This is a genomic window from Isoptericola sp. NPDC055881, assembly GCF_053615895.1.
The window spans coordinates 68,300-88,601 of the sequence record NZ_JBSHCR010000004.1 but is presented as its reverse complement, the minus strand read 5'-3'; the positions used below and the strand labels follow the sequence as shown (position 1 = coordinate 88,601).

Genomic DNA, 20,302 nt, shown 5'->3' with positions numbered 1-20,302 from the left:
CGATCGGTGAACACCTCCGAGGTGCTAGGCCTGCTCGCCCGGACCCTGGCAGGCCTCGACGCCAAGTCGTCGGTCGCCGCACGGATGTGCCGCGCCTGCGCCACGATCCTCGGCGCGCAGGGCGGGAGCCTGACGCTCTCGACCACTCAGGGCGAGCGGATGACGGTGACCAGCACCGACGCGACGGCGGCGGGCATCGAGAGCATCCAGGACGTGCTCGGCGAGGGGCCCGGCCGTCGTGCGCTCGACGACGACCGGATCGTCTCCGCCTCCCTCGACGGTGTGCCCGACGACGACCCGTTCCCCGTGTTCTCCCAGCTCGCCGCGAACTCCGGCGCGCACGGGACCTGGTACGCCGTCCCGATGCGGGTCGGGGGCCAGCCGGTGGGCGTGCTGGGCCTCGTCGTCGCGCCCGGGGAGGTGCTGGGGCGGGACCTGGAGGACGCCCAGTTCCTCGCGGACGCGGCCGGGACCGCGCTCCTCGGCGAGATCGACCAGATCGGCTGGGCCGCCCGGGCGCGCGTGGACCAGGCGACGGGCATGGTGTCCGCGCAGCTCCGGCTGCGCCCGGCCGACGCCCTGGCCGTGCTGCGCGCGCACGCGTTCGGGCGCGGCAGCACGCTGGACGAGGTCGCCGAGGACGTCGTGGCGCGGCGGCTCAGCTTCGCGGACGACGCCGGCGCCGTCGAGCCACGGCGGTTCGAGGACGGCTGAGCCGCCCGCCCGTCACGCGGGCGGGCCGCCGAGGAGGCGGGCGGCCGTCGCCTTCCGGTCGATCTCCGGCCGGTGGGCCAGGTCGACGATCTGCCTCGCCAGGTCGCGCACCGCCACGTTGTGGTCGTTCGACGCCTTGCGCATGAGCTCGAAGGCCGGGTCGGTCCCCATGTCGTACAGGACGGCGAGCACGCCCTTCGCCTGCTCGATCACGCCGCGGGTCTCTGCCGCGGCGCGGATGTCCGCGAGCGCGCTCTCGCGCACCCGCTCGGCGACGGCGGACGTGAGGTCCACGAAGTAGCCGACCAGCGCGAGGGGCTCGGAGTCCGAGGTGGCCTTGCGGGGCCGCCCCACGACGGTGACGGTGCGCTCGCGCTCGGTGGCGGTGAGGATCCGGTGCACGCTCGAGAACGGCTTCCCGGCGCGCCCGGCGCGCGACAGCGTCTCGCGGACGGTCTCGCGGTCGTCAGGGTGGGTGTGGGTGAGCACGAGCCCGGTGGTGGGAACGACCTCGTGCGGCTTGAAACCGTGCAGGTCGTACATCTCGTCCGACCACGTCCAGCGGTCCACGGCAGGCTCAAGTCGAAAGCGGCCTACCAGGCGGGTCGGCCGGAGCGCCGACGGTTCGTCGACCTCTGGGGCGTCTGCGGACACGGTCGCCTCCGGCAGTTGGAGCAGACCAGCCACTTCTTGACCGGCGCCCACGACAATAGCAAGCACACCGCAGACGTCGACCGCTAGGTTGAGCGGATGCCGAGGCCGACGTCGCCCTCCTCCCCTGTCCTCCCACGCGCCGTCCCGGGTGTCCTGCTGGCCGTCGCGCTGGTGAGCGTCTCCTCCGGCTGCGGGGTGGTCGATGCGCTCGGGCCGACGGCGTACTGCCGCCCGAACGACCCGGTCGTGGTCCCGACGAGCGTCGTGCCGGGCGACGAGCTGGTCGTCCAGATCGACGGGGTGGGCCGGCACGAGGAGTGCTCGTCGGACCTGCCCCGCGGGGCCCGGTACGGGGTCTCGATCCGTTCGCGCGTGGACGGGACGGGCAACAGCGACGACGGCAGCCACTACTACTCGGCCGACCTGGTCATCCTCGACCCGGATGACGACGGCGCGGCGCACAGCACCGTGCGCGTCCCGGACGACATGCCGGTCGGGCCCGCGGAGATTTCCGTCGACCTGGAGGGTGCGTCGACCCTGTGCGAGATCGACCCCGCGATGTCGTGCGGCCCGGACCCCTTTGCCCTCATCGAGGTCGGCTGACGCCTCCGGGTCCGACCTCGGTGCCGCTGCTAGGTTGCCCCGGTGCGCAGGGTGTCGGTGGTCGGGGCAGCAGGGTCGGGCAAGTCGACGTTCACCCGGCACCTGGCGGCGCACCTCGGGGTGCGGCCGGTCGAGCTGGACGCCCTGTTCTGGGGTCCGGGCTGGACGCCGCGGCCGCGGGACGAGTTCCTGGCGGACGCGCGCGCCGAGCTCGCCGGCGACGCCTGGGTGATCGACGGCAACTACTCCGGCCTCCAGGGGGAGATCTGGGCGCGCGCCGACACCGTCGTCTGGCTGGACCTGCCGCGGCCGGTCGTCATCTCGCAGGTGTACCGGCGCACGCTGGCCCGAGTCCTGGACCGGACGGAGCTCTGGCCTGGCACCGGCAACCGGCAGCGGTGGCGCGACGTCCTGCTCCCCTGGCAGAAGGACTCCATCGTCCGGTGGTCGTGGGACCAGCTGCAGCGACATCCCGAGCGTTACGGCTCCGCGATGGCCGACCCCGCCCATGCGCACCTGGCGTTCCACCGCCTGCGGTCGCGCCGCGAGGTCGCCGCGTTCCTCGCTCGCTGACCCGCGGGGGCCGGTCAGAACGGCGCGAGCGCCTCGAGCAGGACGACGGCGGCCGTCGCGCCGATCGAGAGGGACACCACGATCGCGGGCGCCTTGCGCCGTCTGCGGAGCGCGCCGACCTCCGCGCCGGCCACCCCGACGAACAGCGCCGCCGTCGCCAGGTGCCACACGACCCCGCCCACCGTCGGGGAGTCGACGACGCGCTGGACGTGCCGCCACCACGCGCCGAGGAAGAGCCCCGCGACTCCCGCCTGGATCAGCGCGAGGCCCGCGACCGCCGCCACCCGCAGCAGACGCTCGGTGGGGTCGTCCGCGCTCGTGCCCGCGAGCTCGTGGCCGTCCGTCACGTGGCGCGTTCCCATCGTCGGTGTCTCCTGGGTCGTCGTGCGGCGCCGAAATACCGGCGCCCGGCCGCCAGTGTCCGGCGGGCCCGCCGGGGAAGTAAACCAGCAGGGGGTGCTGTCCACCGAGCCCGCCCACGACCAGTCGCACACCGCCACAAAGTTCGCCCGCCGCGTCGCACGGCCAGGGCGTTGCGCCGGGCACCTTTGCCGCTACTGTCTGCCTCGTGAGCGACGACGTGGTCGAGTTGAAGGTCCGGGTCCGACGCCGGAGCGCGAGGATCGCGGCCGTGGCCCTGGCGGCGCTGGTCCTCCTCGTCGGATGGTGGTTCGTCTCCGCGAGCGCCACCGTGGTGACGGGCTCGGCGTCGTCGACCGGCGCGGGGCACACCGACCAGTGCGCCTACCCGGACGACGACATCTGGGCGGTGTTCGCGAAGGACGAGACGCCCGTCGTCGTGCAGACCGTCCGTAACGACGGCCGCTGGCCCGTCGAGGTGATCAGCACCCGCCCGGAGGCGTACCGCTTCGGCCCCTTGGCGGCCGACCGTCGGGACGACGGCACGTTCCCCGACCCGGCGCTCGGCCCTCCCGCGGACGGCGAGACGTCGGACCGGGTGACCATCCCGCCGGGCCGCGAGGTCCCGATGTGGGTCATCGACCCGTTGCACCCCACGGACCCGCTCCAGGGCAGCGCCGCGCAGGTCGGCTTCAACGCGCGGGACGGCGTGGAGAGCGCGCCGGTGCGGGTCCGCTCGCTCGGCCTCCTGCACGACGCCGACATCCCGCTCTACTCCACCCTCTGGCAGAGCGAGCTCACCACCGACTCCCCAGACTTCCAGGACGAGCTCGCACAGCTCTGCGACGCCTGACCCGAGGCCCGATCACGTCGGGCCTTCCCACCTGCCAGCAGAAGGGCGATGCGGACATGGATCTGGTGATGGGTGGCGTGCGGGTCCGGGCCGACATCTCGGCGGGACCTGAACCGCGCTCCCTCGCCGTCGACATCGCCTGTTTCAAGGACGAGACGTTCGTGGCCGGAGAGAAAGGGCCGACGTCGATCGACCTTCCAGCACCGGTGGTGGGGTCGATGTCGGTCGCAGACTTCCCGGCCTACGGCTTCGCCTACGCGTGGGGGCTCTTTGCCTCAACCGTCGAGCAGATCACTGCGTCGCCCCGCTGCACGGTCGGAGCACGTCGGGTCATGCTGGCGGACGGCGTCGAGTGCCAGGTGTTCGTGGCGCTGGTGCTCGGTGGGGATCTGGCCGAGCGGCGTGCCGCGTCTCTCCGGCTCTGGGAGGCGGGCGCCGTCGTCCAGGAACTCCCGCTGCGCACGTGACGGGAGCCCGATCGCACCCGCAGTGCGAGGGCTCCTCTCGGCCCCGGCCCGGCTCGAACGGGCAGCCACCCTCACCAAGCTGCGGGCAGGACGCGCCAGTACCGGCTTTGGACGCGCCTTGGGCGGAGTGGGTTGAGCGTAGCGGGGCGACGGTCGGCGGACGAGACTTTTCGACGGCCTACGACGCCACGCGCGCATGACACAGAACAGTCTCTCGGTGCCGCTACTCTCGGCCTCGTGAGCGACGATGTGGTCGAGTTCAAGTTCCGGATGCGGCGCCGGAACGTCAGGATTACTGCCGGCGCCATCGCGTTGCTCATCGTCCTCGTCGCGTGGTGGGTCGTCTCCGGGACCGCGTCAGTGGTGACAGGCTCCACCACGTCGGCCGGCGCGGGCCATGGCGACCAGTGCCTCTGGGACGACGACCACTTCTGGGCGGTGTACGCGAAGGACGAGGCGCCCGTCGCCGTGCAGACGGTGCGGAACGAGTCTCGGTGGCCGGTCGAGGTGATCAGCACCCGTCCGGACGCGTACCGCTTCGAGCCGTCGGCTCTCGCATTGGACGAATCGATCCCCGACCCGAAGGCGGGCCCTCCTCCGGAGAGCGAGACATCGGACCGCGTCACGATCCCGGCCGGCCGGGAGGCGGTCATGTGGATCATCAACCCGTTCCGGGCGGAGGGCTCGACCGAGGCCGACCCTCCCATCGGTGACGGGGCACGAGTGGGCGTCAGCGATGCGCCGCTGCGTGTCCGATCCCTCGGCCTCGTACACAACGCCGTCGTCCCGTTCTACGCCACCCTCTGGAAGAGCGGGCTTCCCAGCGACTCGCCGGAGTTCCAGGCCCGGCTCGCAGAGCTCTGCGAGACCTGATCCGTCGCCGGGTACGCGGCCACAGGGATCGTCGGTTCGTCAACGCCTAGAAGTAGTTCAACCGGGCGGCCGCACGCTCCCGCGAGGACGCACCATGGCGTGCATCGCGAACGACTGCGGGGCAACGAGCCGGTAGATCACGGGCGCAGAGCGCGGGACTACGGCCGATCCCACGCGAGTCGGCACAGCTCGGAACCCGGCTTCTGCTGACCGTGCTCCACCTCGTACACGCAGTCGCCGCACACACCTTCGCAGTCGTTGCCCGAACCGGCGTGCTCATCCCAGCGATGGCCGCACTCGGGACAGTCGCCCGGGACTGCCGCCAAACGGGCCGCCCGGCGCGCAGCGATCCACCTGGCAAACCCCATGTCGGCAAGCCTAGGACCGGCGCTATCGGCAGCGAGAGCTTGGATCCGAAGCAGGCGGGCACCGCTGACGACGCAGGGGAACGATGAGCAACACCAACAGCGTGGTGCAGCTGCGGCGTACCCAAGGTTGCGGGGCTGCACTGAGGACGGTCTAGAAGAGCCCGACCCCCTCAAGGAGTACCGCGAAGACCAGCCCTCCGGTCGCAATGGCAGCGACGCGAACGGAGCGCATGCGGCGACGGACCAGCATGACTGCCTCAGTCACGACGATTCCGCCGTGAAGTGCCCCGGTGAACGCCCGGAAAATCACGGGGAACGCAGTGGGGGCTTCAGCGATGTTGCTGACATGCCACCACCACAACTCCAGGAAGAGGCCACCGATGGCCGTCTGGATGAACAGCAGGGAGCACACAGCGACGACCTGCAGGACACCCTTGGTCGATCGCGCGTCAGTCGGTACGGCAACCTGCCGATAGGGATCTTCCAGATCGTTCAACTCCACTCGGTTCGCCTCTCAGGGTGCTCGGGGTGGTTCGTCGGACGGGCCCGACTTCACTGAGCAAATTCTGACGGGCGCGAACAGCTCTCCGCGCCGTCACGGACACCAGACGACAAGTTCACCCACACACCCGACCATTGGGTGCCGCGTCACCTGCCTGCGCGTCGCGCTTCAGCACCTCGGTCAAGGGATGCGACCTCCGGTGGCGGTACCGGTGGGCTTCAAAACGGCGCGTTGGCCCACCCAGCTCGCTCGGGTCATTCTGGCATCTGACCTGGTCTTTTACGGCGCAACCCGTTGGATCGGGTTACACCTGCCGGCACCGGTCCGCCCTTCAAAACGGAGGCAATCCGGCGACCTGTCGGCACCTCGGCCGGTGGGGACACTCGGAGGCGCCGTACCGATGGCGGAGCACCAGGGGTCGGCAAAGGTCCGGGTCAAGGGTGGCCGCGGGCCATCGCGCAGCGACGCCGTAGGCGCCCTTGACACGGACCGGAGACGGCCGGATGCTCGGCTGTCGGTGCGGGGACGGGCTCAGTGTCACGCGGAGCCAACCGCACGCCATTCCAGCAGGGCGGGTGAGAAGCAGAGGATGACTTTGGTGAAGGTACTCTCGGGTTCGGTGAACAACGTCGTCGTCGTCACCGATGGCCGGAGGCTCCCCGGGCTGGTGGTTCAGGGCGACCGGCTCCACGAGTGGTTGAGGCTCGTCCAGGAGGGTGGTGCCGACTCGGTGGAGATCCTGGAGGAAGAACTACGGCTGTCGGTGGCTGAACTGGAACGCGTCAGCAAGCAGGAGGGCTATCCGGCCCCGTGAGCTATGCGGCACCTCGCGCCGGTCATCGAAACGCTGAACAAGACCCCGCACTGGTCGGCCCCGAAGGGATCCGAGGCCGTGTATCAGGACGTGATTGACAGTTCGCCTTCCATGGGCGAGCCCGTGTCGCGAGGAACGATTCACGCATCACCATGGGCCAGGCGCTAGACGTGTTCAAAGCTCGAAGGGTCGGTCGTTCGTCGACCTGGAACTGGACCTGTTTCAAAGCGCCGATGGTCGCGCCGGCATCGTCGACCAGGACGAGTTCGACGAGCTGGCCTTGTCCGGGTACCTCACCGACACCCTGGTGACGACCGCAACCGAGGTCGCACAAGCTTTGCTACCTCTGGTGCAGTCGGAGGCAGAGCCCTTCGCCGGCGCGATGAGAGCATGTCTGCGCCCGCTTCGCTCCTGACGGTTTCCGTCAGTCCCGCCGGGCTAACGATGAACCGCAAACGGAGTGAAAGGAGTGCTGGGAACGGCGAGCGGCCCCAACCGCAGCACTGCGGGTGAGGCCTTCGGGGGGCGGTAGCGGTGGGCTTCAAGACGGCGCGCTGGCCCACCCTGCTCGCCCGGGTCTTTCTGGCATCTGACCTGGCCCTTTACAGCGTCGCCCGTGGGATCGCGTTGCACCCGCCGGCACCGATCCGCCGACCAAAACGGAGGCAATCCGGCGACCTGTCGGCACCTCGGCCGGTGGGGACACTCGGAGGCGCCGTACCGATAGCGGAGCACAAGAGGTCGGCGGAGGTCCGGGTCAAGGGTGGCCGCAGGCCATCGCGCAGCGACGCCGCAGGCGCCCTTGATGCGGGCCGGAGTCGACCGGATGCTCGGCGGTCGGTTCGGGGCCGGACCGCACGTGAACTTTCGACCCGGCCGAAGCCGCACGCCTGCCCCTACGCTTCGCGTGTGACCAACGGATACGAGGAAGGTTCTGAGATCTGCTTCCTGACGGACGGGCGCATCTATGAGCCGCGAGGCAGCCGAGTCGGTGAGTACATCGCGGTGTTCGGAGAGCTCCGCTCGGGTCCTCGGTTCCGCGCCGGACTCGAGGTGCCGTTCACGGCGTGTCTCGCGCTCCCCACCGGCCCACGTCTGTACGCGAAGCTCGTCTCGACTACCCGGCCGATCCCGACCTGGTGGAGGAGACCGATTTCATGGTCTTGCTCTTCGGCCTCACGCCGGCGGAGATCGAGCGAGGCACCCTGATCACGTCTGTTGGCTAATCAGAGGGGCCGGAGCATGACACATAGACGCAGTTCGACCCTCGCCCCTACGATCACGGCATGCACACCTCCACGAAGGGACATGCCGCGTAGGCGCCCATCACAGCTGCGCATCGACGCGCTAGCGAGAACACAACCAGTTGCCCACCATCCGAGGCGCCGCCTCGGCGGAGGGAGGCTGTCAGGAACAGCCCGTAGCGCGGTCCTGCGCTACGAACGGCAGTACGGGCACTGGCGCGGTGATCAACTTGCGGCGCTGGATGCCTGGCTCAGTGCCAGTCGCGTAGCCATCGATCCCGACCCGAACTCCACCGATCTTCCGTGCTGCCCCAGGACCACCTACCGCCCCGCGCCCGAGACACGCGAGGAGATCGAGCGACTCCTTCGCTGGGTCCCACCGGAGGCGGGCCGCGAGTTGCGCAAGCTGGTGCGTGCGGCCGACGCCAGGATGGTCGGAACCGTCGACGGCTTCTGGTGGCGGGACCTGCGGTACGAGCCGTAGACCGCCGCAGCACAGGATGAGGCGGCCCCGGACTGACCCGGGGCCGCCTTCGCCTTGCGGTAGGGGAGGCCGGGTGGGGTGCGCGAAGCGAGCGCAGCGAGCGAAGCGCGGGGCCCCGACCGGTCGACCTACCAGCGCGGCGGAGCCGCGCCTTGAGTCAGTAAGGAAAACCCTCACCATCCTGAACCCGCAGGGTTGGTCCAGATAGTCCCGACCGGTCGCCACCAGCTCCGTCACCCGCATGGCGCCCTGACATACGGTATAACAAGGGTGTGCCAGAGACGGTTACCTCCCAGTGTCCCGGTCGGCGTGGACGAAATATACCCCGACCGCTTGTGACGCAATTGCTAGCGGAATCAGCGAACAGATGCCCAGCTCCCGACTGCGAAGCCCGGCTTTGGGTGCACGCCGGAGGCTCAACGGTTCGCCTCGCAGAAATTGCTCACATCATCGCAGCCTCGGAAGACGGTCCCCGGGCAGATGCAGGAGCGTCGAGCGAAAGTCTAATCAGCGAAGAGAACCTAATTGTAGTATGCCCCAATACCCACACGGTAATCGATAGGGCGCCCGACGATTTTCCCGTCGCTACCCTTCAAGCCTGGAAGGTTCTACACACCGAGCGCCTCGACGCAGCCTTTGGCGTCCGTCGATTCGACACCCGAAGTGATGCCAGGAACGAAATCGAACAACTACTAGAAGACAATCATGCAATCTGGGTCAACTACGGGCCCGAGTCTAAGGCCGCATCTCGGCCCGATTCCGAAGCCTATCAACTCTGGGTGGCTCGTGCACTCGACAGTGTTATACCGAACAATAGAACGATTCGACGGATACTAGACGCCAATCGGCATCTGCTAACCCCAAGCGAACGCATTATTGCTTCCGCGTTCCGACAGCACGAACGGGCGTTCGCCGCGCGCCACATATCGGCCGAGTTTGACCCGACCGGAACCCTCTTTCCGCGCGAGATGAATTCAATTCTACTGGACCAGTAAAGGCGAGATCGTGAAGATTGCTAGAAGCGAAAGCTGGAGTTGGCTGCTTGCCAGACTCCAGAATCACTCGGCAGTGGCAAGAGCAGAGCGGGAAGGAAACTATCTTGTCCGCATCGAGAAGACAAACGGTCGAGAACTTCTTGTCCTCTTCTGCAACGAATACATGGTGAGCCTCGAAACGCTCGACGATGCCCTCAACATTGCGCCAAACCTGAGCGCAATTGTGACGAGCAGCGCGTGGAATCGATACAGCAGAGAGGCCAAGGAAGAGGGGAAACAACTCGGAATTGGAGTCTTCCGTGGACCAGAGATTCTCGGGGCCCTGCACAAGGATGGCGGGGAATTCCTTGAACACCTGTCCCGTGATCAGCTCGATGCGATACGCCGCGGACATGATCCCTACTGAATGGCCCATCTACCTCTTCGGCAGCGCAAATGAATGCCGCGGCAGTTGCCTTAGAGTCAAGCCGCAGGATATCGACGTCATCGTGGTCTACCCGGACCAATGTCGAAGCGATGCGGGAGCGCTAGCACGAATGCTTCGACGAGACACTACCGCGGCACTACGGCTCGACGTCGTCGCGCTCTCCGCGTCAGAAGCGGCGGGAAGTTCATTCGTGAGCGACGTCGGCGCGAAGCCCATCCGCGCAATCTAAGGGCCCCTAAGAACCTCTTCACTTGACCAATGAATCGCGAGAAGAAGCGAACACCTCCGCGGCCGACCATGATTGCCAGTAGTTCTCAGCGTCCATGTTCGCGAGCGCAAAGTTAAACTTCGGCGAATCCGTGAGTGCCCGGGCCACTACCTGAGACTCCGCAATCTTTAGAAGGAGCGCAAGGTGGAGAACCCATTTTCCAGAAACCGCGAGTATATAGTACTCAGATATCTCGCACTCAAAGAACGTGTTCACCGCGTCGAGCTGGTGGCTTTGATCGTTGCGAATCCGCTTCATCGTCCGCACCCATGCATCTGGATCTGGCCCAACAAGTCCTGGCGCAACATTCAGAACCGGAACAAGCATCTCGGCGAGCCGTTCCGAGTAGCTCAACTGGTCCAGATGATTGAGTGTCCCGGAGACCCGCCTTGCCGCACCCTCTAAATCGCTCCAACCAGCGTCCTTTAGCACCGCTACCGCAGCTCGGCGCGCCGCGTCATGGACTTTGCGCATGCGGCTCTTCGACAGAGGAGCGAACGGTCGCGAAGAGGAGTACAGCCGGCGATGCGCGCCTTCAAGAGCTGTGGCGAGTACCAAGGCGCTGACCTGTAGAACTTCCTGCCCAGCTGTGGCGATATATGGCAGAGGGCCGAGTTCGTCGGCCAGTTTAAGCCACGACGCTGCGGTCTTGATCCGCAGGATGCCTGGACTCAGCAGGTCCGCTCGGCGCCATTCCTTGCCATCATGCAGCGGCGGGCTGTATCCATGCCATGTGTCGGCAGTGTCTGGCCTGATCTCGATACTGGATTGCCGTGCGGCATTGCCTGTCCACAGATGAACAAGTTGCGCGAGCGACCCAACCAAGACCTGGATCGCTTCCACAAGGACAAGTGGCTCGTCAGGCACAAATGAGAATCCCGGTGCGCCGCGATCCTCCCATGGGGAAATGGTGCCGGCTGTGGAGGGACCATCGACGCGCGCTGGGGCGTCGCTGAGCCATCCCGCTTGGCCAGCGGGAATGTCAAATGACACACGGAGTCCCGTCACAAGGGCTTGCGCGTTACAAAGGTGGACACCCATTACATACCGATGTCCATCAAATTGCTGCGCAAGCAATCTTCCGACGTCGACGCTCATTTGCGCGTCAAGAAGCGTTAGAGCGGTGCCATCGTTGAGCTCACCAAGAACCACTTGGGGCGCATAATCGGCCGCGATCCGGCTGGGCTCCATCTTGTGGATTGTTGTGGTTGATCCGTTCGCCGAATGGACTGACACCTGAGAGGCCGAAGTTATCCATTTGTCAACCAGGAGATGAAACGATCCCGGTCTCATATATGCGGTGCCTGTTGATGCGCGGTCGGGGGCGCCAGGCGACCAAAACGTGCCTTGGAGTTCTTGAGGATCTTTGCTCAACGCGGTTCCTATGATTCGAGTGAGCGCGAACGGCTATTGTCACATGACCTTCGCACCCTTTGCGCGGTTGTCTCGCCAGCAAAGCGTTTGAAGATTGTCGGGCGTGCTCAGACCGCCCCTCGACACTGGGACGATGTGGTCCACCTCCAGCAAGAGGTACGGGTGCTCGGAGAGTGTGATCCCGCACTGACGGCAGGCATAACCGTCGCGTGCCTTGATTTCGTTGCGGAGCCTCGCAGTCATCAGTGAGCGTTGCGCTGCCGCAGACTTTGCCCACTTGATTTTTTGGTCGAGTGTTGCTGACAACGCGTCGATCGTCTCCACGTTGAGAATGATGTCTGCGGCCTGGCCTGAGTTCCCGCCCGCCGAGGTGTACTGGAACCTGTATTCGGGATAGGGAATCGTGATGGGAGCCACGTGTGCGCCGAGCTCGGTCCAGAACAGGTCCTCGTAGTGCTTGGTGATGAATTCTGGAGGCTGAACCGAGCCCTTTATCGCCGCCTCTCGTCTGGCGAGGTTGTCAACCGCACCTTCCAGCCTCGAGATTGATTCTCCGAGTTGTTGCACGCCGCCAAGCGTTTCCTTATCGGCGGCAACGTTGAAGTACTTGATGAGATACTTAATTGGGTCCATACTCGCGTTTCGGACCACCTGGAGCGAAGCGTTGTGGACGTTGGGTGCGTAGACAGCAACGTTGCGATCCCTGCGATAGTTCCAGTTCGAGGTGTTCTCAAACGACGCCAGATGCGCGTATTGCCCGGTTGCTGACGCAAGCGTAAAAGCGCCAGATGCTTCGATCTCCTTAGCGTACCTGGTCATCTCATTATGCTCGGCTACGAACGACGCGATCTCGGCCTTCTTTGCGGCGAATTCGTCACCGCCAAAGTACTTCCGCATTCTGTTGTGCCGGACAATGGGTCCAACGAGAGGCACTATGCCCACAAGAAGGCTGATTACCGCGACGGGTGGCACGGCAAAAGCCCAAATAACCGTCCAGAGTAGGGACCAGGCAAGCCAACCCCAGTGGCCGCCGCGAATCTGTGGGCTGACGTCCGTGTAGCGCACCACAACTCTCCATTCTGGACTTGGGCCTTCGCCAAGCAGACGTGAACAGTACCCCGTGGCAACGTTCCCGACAACGGTCGTCCTGGGGGATTTATTGTCGCCAGCGGGTGATTTTCGAACGGTGTGACGGGTCACTCCGTTAGTGCAGTGACGGTGTCTGCGAGAGCGTCTGCCCCGGCGGCTTCAAGTTCTCGCCCGCGCTGTGGGGTCTTGGCGTAGCCGAGTGACCGGACGCCCGCAGCACGTGCCACCTCGACGTCCGAGACAGAGTCACCGAAGAGAACCGCTTCCGCAGGCTCGACCTGCGCAATCCGTAGCGCGGCTTCGACGAGGTGAGTGTTCGGTTTCATGAGCGCCGGTTCGCTCTCCGGTCTGCCGATGACACCGCGCACCTTGCCAGCAAGGTGCCACCGTTCGAGGTAGGTCAAGGCGGCCTCGGCGGCGTTGTTCGTGACGATGACAACGGGCACGTCGGCGCGGTGGAGCGCATCGATCAACTCGTGCGCACCCGGCGTCGGCCGCGAGATTCGCGCGGCCTCGACCTCTGCTTCGATGCACACAGCCTCTACGTCCGACAGCGCGTCGGGCGCGTGGGAGCCGGCCCAGCGGATGATCGCGAGGTGATCGGAGGTCTCGCGTAACTCCGCGGGTTTGATGCCGTGTCGGGCAAGGACAGCACGCGCGGTGTTCGCAGCTGGATGTTGAGCGGCGCGAGCATGAGCGGCGTGACAGGGCCGTCGAAGTCGAGCAGGACTGCGCGTGCTGACCAGAGCAGGGTGCGGGCGTGGGTCACTTGGCGTCCTCGACGGCGATGGTGTTCCAGACGCTGTCGAACCATGCCCTCGTCTCGATGACGAACTGGGAATCTACGGCTTCGATGTCGCCGTCGTCGGTCCAGTGGAACAGAACGGTGTCCTTGCCCATGGGGTCATAGATGGACACCTGGCGGCCGGAGGTTCGGACGTCATGCTTGACGACCGGGTAGTAGCCGAAGAAAGCATCCGCGCCGTTGATGACGTACGCCTTGAACATCGGCGCGCCCGCGAAGCGTCGCGTCTCGACCGTGGCGTCGGGGACCAGGCCGAGGTCTGCGAGCTCCTGCACCGCATCGGTGACACCGCCGATGTACATGGCACCAAGGTCGGCCATGCGCGCCCGGGCAGCAGCGGAGTCACGTTCGACGCCGTCTACTGCCACGGGCAGGGCGAGGGGCTGGGTCATGTCGGAGACGAGGACGCGGATCCGGATCGACTTCGGCGTGAGCCGACCCGCGCGGATCTTGTCGAGGGGTTCGGCGATCGCGCCGTGCAGGGTCTCGGCCGTGTAGCCGAGAAAGTCGATGCTGACCTCGTCGGGCTCGAACGCCTTCTCGATGTGGGGCCCCAGGCCGGCAGGCTTCTCCGTACGTTCGCGCGCGAAGACACCACTCCCCTGGCGGGAGACCACGAGCGACTCGTCCTTGAGGACGCGCAGCGCCTGCTGGATCGTCATCCGCGAGACGCCGTAGCGCTCGGCCAGCTCGTACTGGCTGGGCAGCTTGTCCCCCGGCTCGATCTTGCGCGTGAGAATCGCAGCACGGAGCGCCGTCGCCACCTGGAGGTAGGGCGGTCGCGGGTCGTCGGGATCGAGACTCGTGCCGTCCACCCCGGGACTCGTCGTCCACCCCAGTCAGCCAACATTGCCCGGTCCGCTGCCATGACTATCTGTGCCGTTCCGTCCTGAGCGAGGTGCCCCCATGACGAGTCAACCTAGTCCCGAGTCGGGCCCTCCCTCGATAGCACGCCGCGCTCCCTCGCCGGCATCCGCCACCAGCTCCGCGACGCCCAGGACGCCACTCGACCACCATCGCCCAGGCGACCGCGCTGCTCGGCCACGCCGACGAGGGCACCACCGTGCGGCACTCCGGTGAAGCGCACCCACGTGGCGCCAGATCTGCAGGTCGTCTCCGACCAGCTGGTCACTCAGGCGACAGCGGCAAGGTTGAGGCCCTCTGACCCGCGCCAATTCAATCGGGGCGAGGCGCGGTGAATAGGCTCGATACTGGCGCCATGACACGCATGAGTGCTGCTCAGCTCGCCGACGTCGACGATCCTGCGTGGCCGAGACTCCTGGAACGCATCAATGCTGTGCCCGGCGCGACGGCTCTGCCCATCTCGCGCGCCCAGGGGCTGCGCACGCTGGAGTCTCTGCAGGTCTCGGCTCGTTCAACTCTCGGCGCCCTCGCTCTCAACTGCGCTGCGGTCATTGCCGACCACGGGTGGTTCCGTCTCCTGGGCGGCGGCGGAGACGGCCTGCCGGACCTCGCAAGCAGCAACCGACTGAGCCCCGACACCCACCCGCAGTCACCCCCGTTCCTGCTCATCGGGTGGGACGCGCTGGGCGGCCGATTCGCCATCGACGGGGGCGGTCTGGGTGTGGCGCCCGGCGAGGTTTGCTACTTCGGTCCCGACACTCTGCAGTGGGACGGACTCGGGGGCGGACACTCTGCGTTCGTCGAAGCCGTGCTCAGCGGAGCGATGGGCGAGACGTTCGCCGACCTTCGTTGGAGCACGTGGCAGCGCGACGTCGAGACCATGTCACTCGACCAGGGGTTCAGCACCTGGCCGCCGCCGTTCAGCGAAGAGGGCCGCGATCTGGACCACGTCTCACGCCGGCCAGTGCCCCTCTCGGAACTCTTCTACTTCTACGACGAAGCCGCGGCACGTCTCGGACTCTCCGGCGAGTCACCCGAGCCTCAGCTCGCACCACCCTCGAAGCGGTCGGCCGGCAAGACGGAGTGACAACGGAGTACGGGGAACGGCGAAGGGCCCCACATCCGCAGTGCTGCGGGTGGGGCCCTTCGGGTGGCGGTAGCGGTGGGATTTGAACCCACGGTGGACTTTCACCCACACACGCTTTCGAGGCGTGCTCCTTAGGCCGCTCGGACACGCTACCTCGCCGGTCGGACCGGCCCACCGAGGATACCCAATGGAGCGGCAGACCTGAAATCGGGCTCAGGTGCCGTCGTTGCCGGGGTCGAAGACGCGCTCGTAGACCGCGGCCGCCTCGTCCACGACGGCGGGGTCCATGGACGCGACGGGGGCGAACGCGCCCAGCAGGGGTTCGCAGTCCGGCCCGCGGCCTGCCAGCTCGCCGGTCAGCACCCACGGGAACCGGTCGGGCGTCATGAGGTGGGCGTACTGGCACAGCTGCCGCGCCACCCAGTGCTCGGCCGGGCGGTCCCACCACGGCTCGGGGTCCAGCGGGTTCACGCTGAGCCCCGGGAGCACGCACCCGCTCTCGTGGTCGCGGCTCTCGGCGGCCGCGTCCGCGACGGGGCCTGCGCTGAACCGCACGTAGAGCGGCCCGACGACACCGAGCAGCCCGACGACGTCCCCCAACGTGCGCAGTCGGGGGACGTCGTCGAGCGTGGCCGGCGCGCCGGGCAGGTGCAGCATGTCGCCCCTCCGGTCCCGAAGGTGTCAGAACACCGGCTTGCCGCCCGTGACGCCGAGCACCGTGCCGGAGACGTAGCTCGCGTCCCGCGGGGACGCGAGGAAGACGAACGCACCCGCGAGCTCGGCCGGCTGCCCGGCCCGCCCCAGCGGGGTGTCCTTCCCGAACTTCTCGATCTTCTCCTCCGGCTGGGTCGCCGGCTGCAGCGGGGTCCAGATCGGGCCCGGCGCGACGGCGTTCACGCGGATGCCGCGCGGGCCGAGCTCGGCCGCCAGGTTCACCGTGAGGTTGTTGATGGCGGCCTTCGTCGACGCGTAGTCGAGCAGGGACGTCGACGGCTGGAACGCCTGGATGGACGAGTTGTTGATGATGCTCGAACCCTCGCCGAGGTGCTTCAGCGCGGACTGCGTGATCCACATCAGCGCGTACAGGTTCGTCTTGAGGACCCGGTCGAGCTCGTCGGTCGTGACGTCCTCGATCGACTCGCGGCGCGCCATCTGGAACCCGGCGTTGTTCACCAGGACGTCGAGCCCGCCCAGCTCCTGCGCGGCACGCTCCGGGAGCGCCCGGGCCGTCGCCTCGTCGGTGATGTCGCCCGGCAGCAGCGCCGCCTTCCGGCCCGCCTCGCGCACCCAGCGCGCCGTCTCCTGCGCGTCGTCCTCCTCCTCGGGCAGGTACCCGATGGCGACGTCGGCGCCCTCGCGCGCGAACGCGATCGCCACCGCCCGGCCGATGCCGGAGTCGCCGCCCGTTACCAGGGCGCGCAGCCCGTCGAGCCGCCCCGACCCGCGGTAGCTCTCCTCGCCGTGGTCGGGCGTGGGCGTCATCTCACCGGTCAGCCCGGGCGGCTCCTGCTGCTGGGCGGGGAACGACTTCTGGTCGTCGGTCATGCGGACCTCCTCCGTCGTGCGGTGTACGTCTGGCACGACCCCAGAGCACGGGGTCAGGTCAGGTCGGTCAGGTCGATCAGGTCAGGCGGCACGACGGCGCGCGAGCTGCGCCTCGTGCACGTGCGGACGCTTCGCGGGCTTCACCGCGGCCAGCGCCTCCTGCACGGCCTCGCGGGCGTCGGGGCCGAAGCCGTCGCCGGCCGAGAGGTGCGCCATCATCTGCGTGGCGGCCTCGCGGAGCGTCGCGCCGGACGCGCCCGCAGCCTCCGTCAGCATGCTCTCCGCCGCAGCGTCGTCCACGCCGTGCAGGGCCATGAGCACACCCTTGGCCCGCTCGATGGCGGCGGCGGAGACGAACGCGCTGTCGAGCGCGCGGCGCACGTCCCGCTGCACGGCCTCGCGCTGCACGGGCGTGACGTCGACGACGTAGCCGGCCACCTCGGGCGGGCCGTCGTCGCGGGACCGTCGCGCCTGCGCGGTGACGAGCAGGGTGCGCGTGCGGCCGTGGGCGTCGACGACGCGGCGCGCCGTCACGACGGGACCGCCGGTCGCCAGGGCGCGGGCGGCGCCGTGCACGGCACGGTCGCGGTCGTCCGGGTGCAGCCTCGCCTCGAGGGCCTCCGGGCCCGGCTCGACAGCGCCGGGCTGCTGGCCGAGCATCACGTCCACCTCGTCGGACCACCACCAGCGGCCCGTCGCCTCGGCCCGGTAGGACCCGGTGAGCAGGTGGGTGCCGACGGCGAGCGCCGAGGTGAGGTGATCGGTGTCGGCGGGAGTCGTGGTCGTCATCGTGACCTCCGAGTGGGGAGGGGCGGTGCCGCTTCCTGACGCCGGACCTTCACGCTAGCGCGCGCGACGACGAGGGGCCACCTGGGTCGCCGGGCACGTCGACGCGTGCCCGGGAGGAGGTCTCCCGGGCACGCGTCGGCGACGTCTGCGCGGTCTGTCACCCGGCGTCGAAGCGGTCCTCGCCCTCCTCGTCCGGGTCGTCCTTCGGCGCCTCGCCGGGGACGGTCTCGACGTCGGCGGACTCGCCGTCGTGCACGGCCCGCTCCCGCTCCGCCTGGTGGCGGGGGTCGTCCTCGTCGGCTCGCTCGCGGTCGGTGGGGATCTCGCTCATCGGTGCTCTCCTCAGCTCTCGGGGAACGGGGGTACGGGGTGCGCCCGCAGGGCGGTGGCCGCGGCGTGCAGGTTGTGCGCCATGAGCCGGCCGGTGCGGTGGGACCACTCGTGGCCGTGGTCGGTGTCGGGGTACTCGTCGCCGGGGCCGGGGCCCTGGTTCCAGTACGTCCATGCCTGGCCGGGGATGGTGTACCCGATGTCGGCCAGGCCGCCGCTGATCTCGGAGATGACGTGGTGCGCGCCGTCCTCGTTCCCGGTGACGACGACGCCCGCCACCCGGTTGTACGCCACCGGCGTGCCGTCCTCGGCGGTCTCGGACAGCATCGCGTCCATCCGCTCCAGCATCCGCTGGGCGAGGGACGACGGCCGGCCCACCCACGTCGGGGTGACGACCACGAGGATCTCGGCGTCGAGCAGCCGGTCGTGCACCATCGGCCACTGGTCGCTGCCGCCGAGGTCGGTCACGACCCCGGGCGGGACGTCGAGGTCGGCGAGCCGGACGTGTCCGACGTCGACCCCGCGCTCCTCCAACGCGCTGGCGACCACCTGGGCGAGCAGCTCGGTGTTGGACTTCTCGGGCGACTTCTTGAGGGTGCAGCTGACGAACAGTGCTCTCATCGATCTCTCCGCGTCGGCGGTGCGGCCCGATGCTGGACCGACCGCTGCCAACCTAACGCGCGTCGACGCTCCTCACCCGGGCGGGCGAAGGGCGGCGGCGTGCCCCGGCGAGCAGGCCGCGACAGCCCTACGGTCGAGGGTGCGGCGTCGAGACGTGGCGCCCGACGACGCCCTGAGGAGGCACGATGCCCGCCCAGCCCGCACCCTCGTCCCCTGACCTGCCGCTGCCGCACGTCGCCGCGCGGCTGGAGCAGGAGGAGCGCCTCGACCGTCTAGCCGGCCTGTACGAGCGGATCTCGAGCACCGTCGTCCCGTCGTCGGGCCCCGTGCGTGACGAGCTGCGCGGCCGGTCCGTCGGGCACCCGGTGCACAGCGTCCTCACCGACCTGCCGATCGGCCTGTGGGCCAGCGCCGTCGCGCTCGACCTCACGCGTCCGGACGGCCACGCCGACTCCGCCCGCCGTCTCGTCGGCCTGGGCCTGCTCGCCGCGCCGCCGACCGCCCTCACCGGGCTCGCGGACTTCCGGGCGCTCAGCCCCCGCGGCCGCCGGGTGGCCGCCGTGCACGCCACCTGCAACGGCGTGGGGACGCTGCTGGCGCTCGCGTCGTGGCGCGCCCGCCGCAGCGGGCGGCACGGGCTCGGCACGCTCCTCAGCCTGGTCGGCATGGGGGCGGTGGGCGCGGGCGGCTATCTCGGCGGTCACCTCGCGCAGGCGATGCGCGAGCCCCGGCACGTCCCGGGCCAGGACGAGGCGACCGACTAGCCGCGCCCTGCCCAGGACTGGCCGGGACCGGCCGCGCCTAGCTGACCCCGTCCGACGTGCCGGAGCGGAGCGTGAGCAGGTCTGCCAGCGCGCCGGCGACCAGCCGCATGTCGCCGTTGCTGCGCGCGGCGAGCTCGACGACTCGCGCGGACACCTCGCGCAGCGGCACGTTGGCGTGGTTCGACGCCTGGCGGAGCCAGCCGAACGCGCCCTCGATGTCGGTCCGGACGGCGCACATGACGATCGCCTTCGCCTGCTCGATCGTGGCCCGGTTGGCGGCGGACGCCCGGATGCTGGCCGTCGCCCGCGCGTCGGCGATGCGTGCCACCGCGGGCGTGACGTCGGTGAAGAACCCGACGAGCTCGGTCACCGCGCCCGCGTCGTCCGTGCGCCCCTCGCCCACCACCGCGAGCGTCCGCTCGTCGCCGTGGGCGTCCATGATGCGGTGCACGCTGCTGAAGGGCTCCCCCGTCACGCACGCCTGGTGCAGCACCTGGCTGACGCGGTCCCGGTCGTCGGGGTGCTTGTGCGCGAGGATCAGCTCGGTGGTCGGGACGACGTCGCCCGGCTCGAAGCCGTGGATGCGATACGTCTCGTCCGACCACCACCACCGGCCGGTGGCGAGGTCGTGCCTGTAGCGACCCACAGGGTGGCTCGCGCCGAGGGCGAGCGTGCCCTCGATATCCCCAACTGTCGTGTCGGTCATGTGGTTCCTCTCTTCGTGACGCACGTCATCCAAACCGTTCGCCCCCTGGAGATGAGCCGCCTCATGACTCCCCTCGACCGTAGCCCTCTTCGGTCCGAGGGGATAGTTGCCCGCTGTCCTTCCAGGTCA

The 20,302-nt window shown here is 68.3% G+C and carries 23 protein-coding genes and 1 tRNA gene; 10 read left to right on the top strand and 14 right to left on the bottom strand.

Annotation, left to right across the window (positions count from 1 at the left end; all coding sequences use genetic code 11):
• Nucleotides 1–6 precede the first annotated feature (6 nt).
• Complete coding sequence (locus ACWGKI_RS02350; protein WP_452184375.1) at nt 7–714, top strand: GAF and ANTAR domain-containing protein; 708 nt, start codon at nt 7–9, stop codon at nt 712–714.
• Between the two features lie 12 nt (nt 715–726).
• Here ACWGKI_RS02350 and ACWGKI_RS02345 read toward each other — a convergent pair whose 3' ends face one another.
• Nucleotides 727–1,284: a PAS and ANTAR domain-containing protein gene (locus ACWGKI_RS02345; protein WP_452184373.1), complete on the bottom strand. Its 558-nt coding sequence runs from the start codon at nt 1,282–1,284 to the stop codon at nt 727–729.
• A 180-nt stretch (nt 1,285–1,464) separates the two neighbouring features.
• Between ACWGKI_RS02345 and ACWGKI_RS02340 the strand changes: the two genes are divergently transcribed.
• Together ACWGKI_RS02340 and ACWGKI_RS02335 are read left to right on the top strand one after the other, a co-directional pair.
• Nucleotides 1,465–1,971, top strand: coding sequence for a hypothetical protein (locus tag ACWGKI_RS02340; protein ID WP_452184371.1), 507 nt, complete (start codon nt 1,465–1,467; stop codon nt 1,969–1,971).
• A 42-nt stretch (nt 1,972–2,013) separates the two neighbouring features.
• Complete coding sequence (locus ACWGKI_RS02335; protein WP_452184369.1) at nt 2,014–2,544, top strand: toxin; 531 nt, start codon at nt 2,014–2,016, stop codon at nt 2,542–2,544.
• 14 nt (nt 2,545–2,558) lie between these two features.
• Here the strand turns inward: ACWGKI_RS02335 and ACWGKI_RS02330 are convergent, their stop codons facing one another.
• Nucleotides 2,559–2,906, bottom strand: coding sequence for a hypothetical protein (locus tag ACWGKI_RS02330; RefSeq protein WP_452184367.1), 348 nt, complete (start codon nt 2,904–2,906; stop codon nt 2,559–2,561).
• Between the two features lie 206 nt (nt 2,907–3,112).
• On the opposite strand from ACWGKI_RS02330, the gene ACWGKI_RS02325 reads away from it, so the two are divergent.
• The 3 genes from ACWGKI_RS02325 (at nt 3,113) to ACWGKI_RS02315 (ending at nt 5,097) form a co-directional block, all read left to right on the top strand.
• Nucleotides 3,113–3,757: a hypothetical protein gene (locus tag ACWGKI_RS02325; protein WP_452184365.1), complete on the top strand. Its 645-nt coding sequence runs from the start codon at nt 3,113–3,115 to the stop codon at nt 3,755–3,757.
• A 56-nt stretch (nt 3,758–3,813) separates the two neighbouring features.
• On the top strand, nt 3,814–4,224 hold the full coding sequence (locus ACWGKI_RS02320; RefSeq protein WP_452184363.1) for a hypothetical protein: 411 nt from the start codon (nt 3,814–3,816) through the stop codon (nt 4,222–4,224).
• A 237-nt stretch (nt 4,225–4,461) separates the two neighbouring features.
• Nucleotides 4,462–5,097: a hypothetical protein gene (locus tag ACWGKI_RS02315; RefSeq protein ID WP_452184361.1), complete on the top strand. Its 636-nt coding sequence runs from the start codon at nt 4,462–4,464 to the stop codon at nt 5,095–5,097.
• A gap of 519 nt (nt 5,098–5,616) precedes the next feature.
• Here ACWGKI_RS02315 and ACWGKI_RS02310 read toward each other — a convergent pair.
• Nucleotides 5,617–5,967, bottom strand: coding sequence for a hypothetical protein (locus ACWGKI_RS02310; RefSeq protein ID WP_452184360.1), 351 nt, complete (start codon nt 5,965–5,967; stop codon nt 5,617–5,619).
• Nucleotides 5,968–6,556: 589 nt separating this feature from the next.
• Here ACWGKI_RS02310 and ACWGKI_RS02305 point away from each other — a divergent pair.
• Complete coding sequence (locus tag ACWGKI_RS02305; RefSeq protein ID WP_452184358.1) at nt 6,557–6,781, top strand: hypothetical protein; 225 nt, start codon at nt 6,557–6,559, stop codon at nt 6,779–6,781.
• Between the two features lie 2,796 nt (nt 6,782–9,577).
• The gene (locus ACWGKI_RS02300; protein WP_452184356.1) at nt 9,578–9,910 is read left to right on the top strand and encodes a hypothetical protein; all 333 of its coding nucleotides are present in this window, start codon (nt 9,578–9,580) and stop codon (nt 9,908–9,910) included.
• 268 nt (nt 9,911–10,178) lie between these two features.
• Here ACWGKI_RS02300 and ACWGKI_RS02295 read toward each other — a convergent pair whose 3' ends face one another.
• The 4 genes from ACWGKI_RS02295 to ACWGKI_RS02280 all read right to left on the bottom strand — a co-directional run bounded on the left by ACWGKI_RS02295 (nt 10,179) and on the right by ACWGKI_RS02280 (nt 14,282).
• The gene (locus ACWGKI_RS02295) at nt 10,179–11,390 is read right to left on the bottom strand and encodes a HEPN domain-containing protein (RefSeq protein ID WP_452184354.1); all 1,212 of its coding nucleotides are present in this window, start codon (nt 11,388–11,390) and stop codon (nt 10,179–10,181) included.
• Nucleotides 11,391–11,612: 222 nt separating this feature from the next.
• A complete protein-coding gene (locus tag ACWGKI_RS02290; RefSeq protein ID WP_452184352.1) occupies nt 11,613–12,638 on the bottom strand; it encodes an HNH endonuclease in 1,026 nt (341 codons plus the stop codon).
• Nucleotides 12,639–12,769: 131 nt separating this feature from the next.
• The gene (locus tag ACWGKI_RS02285) at nt 12,770–13,408 is read right to left on the bottom strand and encodes an HAD family hydrolase (RefSeq protein ID WP_452184420.1); all 639 of its coding nucleotides are present in this window, start codon (nt 13,406–13,408) and stop codon (nt 12,770–12,772) included.
• 19 nt (nt 13,409–13,427) lie between these two features.
• Nucleotides 13,428–14,282 (bottom strand): GntR family transcriptional regulator, encoded by an 855-nt coding sequence (locus ACWGKI_RS02280; protein ID WP_452184350.1) that lies wholly within the window; start codon nt 14,280–14,282, stop codon nt 13,428–13,430.
• A 404-nt stretch (nt 14,283–14,686) separates the two neighbouring features.
• Between ACWGKI_RS02280 and ACWGKI_RS02275 the strand changes: the two genes are divergently transcribed.
• Nucleotides 14,687–15,418: a DUF2625 family protein gene (locus tag ACWGKI_RS02275; RefSeq protein ID WP_452184348.1), complete on the top strand. Its 732-nt coding sequence runs from the start codon at nt 14,687–14,689 to the stop codon at nt 15,416–15,418.
• A 64-nt stretch (nt 15,419–15,482) separates the two neighbouring features.
• Here the strand turns inward: ACWGKI_RS02275 and ACWGKI_RS02270 are convergent.
• The 6 genes from ACWGKI_RS02270 to ACWGKI_RS02245 all read right to left on the bottom strand — a co-directional run bounded on the left by ACWGKI_RS02270 (nt 15,483) and on the right by ACWGKI_RS02245 (nt 18,703).
• Nucleotides 15,483–15,572: transfer RNA gene (locus ACWGKI_RS02270), tRNA-Ser, on the bottom strand.
• Nucleotides 15,573–15,631: 59 nt separating this feature from the next.
• Entirely contained in the window at nt 15,632–16,075 is a 444-nt protein-coding gene (locus ACWGKI_RS02265) for a DUF6098 family protein (protein ID WP_380241488.1), read from the bottom strand.
• 24 nt (nt 16,076–16,099) lie between these two features.
• Nucleotides 16,100–16,963, bottom strand: a complete 864-nt coding sequence (locus tag ACWGKI_RS02260) for an SDR family oxidoreductase (protein ID WP_380241490.1) — start codon at nt 16,961–16,963, stop codon at nt 16,100–16,102.
• An 81-nt stretch (nt 16,964–17,044) separates the two neighbouring features.
• Nucleotides 17,045–17,752 (bottom strand): PAS and ANTAR domain-containing protein, encoded by a 708-nt coding sequence (locus ACWGKI_RS02255; protein ID WP_380241492.1) that lies wholly within the window; start codon nt 17,750–17,752, stop codon nt 17,045–17,047.
• A 157-nt stretch (nt 17,753–17,909) separates the two neighbouring features.
• Nucleotides 17,910–18,083: a hypothetical protein gene (locus ACWGKI_RS02250; RefSeq protein ID WP_380241495.1), complete on the bottom strand. Its 174-nt coding sequence runs from the start codon at nt 18,081–18,083 to the stop codon at nt 17,910–17,912.
• Between the two features lie 11 nt (nt 18,084–18,094).
• Entirely contained in the window at nt 18,095–18,703 is a 609-nt protein-coding gene (locus ACWGKI_RS02245; protein ID WP_452184345.1) for a flavodoxin family protein, read from the bottom strand.
• Nucleotides 18,704–18,888: 185 nt separating this feature from the next.
• On the opposite strand from ACWGKI_RS02245, the gene ACWGKI_RS02240 reads away from it, so the two are divergent.
• On the top strand, nt 18,889–19,467 hold the full coding sequence (locus ACWGKI_RS02240) for a DUF2231 domain-containing protein (protein WP_452184343.1): 579 nt from the start codon (nt 18,889–18,891) through the stop codon (nt 19,465–19,467).
• 37 nt (nt 19,468–19,504) lie between these two features.
• Here the strand turns inward: ACWGKI_RS02240 and ACWGKI_RS02235 are convergent, their stop codons facing one another.
• Nucleotides 19,505–20,173 (bottom strand): PAS and ANTAR domain-containing protein, encoded by a 669-nt coding sequence (locus ACWGKI_RS02235; RefSeq protein WP_452184341.1) that lies wholly within the window; start codon nt 20,171–20,173, stop codon nt 19,505–19,507.
• Nucleotides 20,174–20,302: the final 129 nt, after the last annotated feature.

What these genes read in the sequence shown, in the direction of transcription:
- ACWGKI_RS02340 (WP_452184371.1), top strand. Translation starts at nt 1,465, where the DNA reads ATGCCGAGGCCGACGTCGCCCTCCTCCCCTGTCCTCCCACGCGCCGTC.
- ACWGKI_RS02330 (WP_452184367.1), bottom strand. Translation starts at nt 2,906, where the DNA reads ATGGGAACGCGCCACGTGACGGACGGCCACGAGCTCGCGGGCACGAGC.
- ACWGKI_RS02320 (WP_452184363.1), top strand. Translation starts at nt 3,814, where the DNA reads ATGGATCTGGTGATGGGTGGCGTGCGGGTCCGGGCCGACATCTCGGCG.
- ACWGKI_RS02305 (WP_452184358.1), top strand. Translation starts at nt 6,557, where the DNA reads ATGACTTTGGTGAAGGTACTCTCGGGTTCGGTGAACAACGTCGTCGTC.
- ACWGKI_RS02295 (WP_452184354.1), bottom strand. Translation starts at nt 11,390, where the DNA reads ATGGAGCCCAGCCGGATCGCGGCCGATTATGCGCCCCAAGTGGTTCTT.
- ACWGKI_RS02275 (WP_452184348.1), top strand. Translation starts at nt 14,687, where the DNA reads ATGACACGCATGAGTGCTGCTCAGCTCGCCGACGTCGACGATCCTGCG.
- ACWGKI_RS02265 (WP_380241488.1), bottom strand. Translation starts at nt 16,075, where the DNA reads ATGCTGCACCTGCCCGGCGCGCCGGCCACGCTCGACGACGTCCCCCGA.
- ACWGKI_RS02260 (WP_380241490.1), bottom strand. Translation starts at nt 16,963, where the DNA reads ATGACCGACGACCAGAAGTCGTTCCCCGCCCAGCAGCAGGAGCCGCCC.
- ACWGKI_RS02255 (WP_380241492.1), bottom strand. Translation starts at nt 17,752, where the DNA reads ATGACGACCACGACTCCCGCCGACACCGATCACCTCACCTCGGCGCTC.
- ACWGKI_RS02250 (WP_380241495.1), bottom strand. Translation starts at nt 18,083, where the DNA reads ATGAGCGAGATCCCCACCGACCGCGAGCGAGCCGACGAGGACGACCCC.
- ACWGKI_RS02245 (WP_452184345.1), bottom strand. Translation starts at nt 18,703, where the DNA reads ATGAGAGCACTGTTCGTCAGCTGCACCCTCAAGAAGTCGCCCGAGAAG.
- ACWGKI_RS02240 (WP_452184343.1), top strand. Translation starts at nt 18,889, where the DNA reads ATGCCCGCCCAGCCCGCACCCTCGTCCCCTGACCTGCCGCTGCCGCAC.
- ACWGKI_RS02235 (WP_452184341.1), bottom strand. Translation starts at nt 20,173, where the DNA reads ATGACCGACACGACAGTTGGGGATATCGAGGGCACGCTCGCCCTCGGC.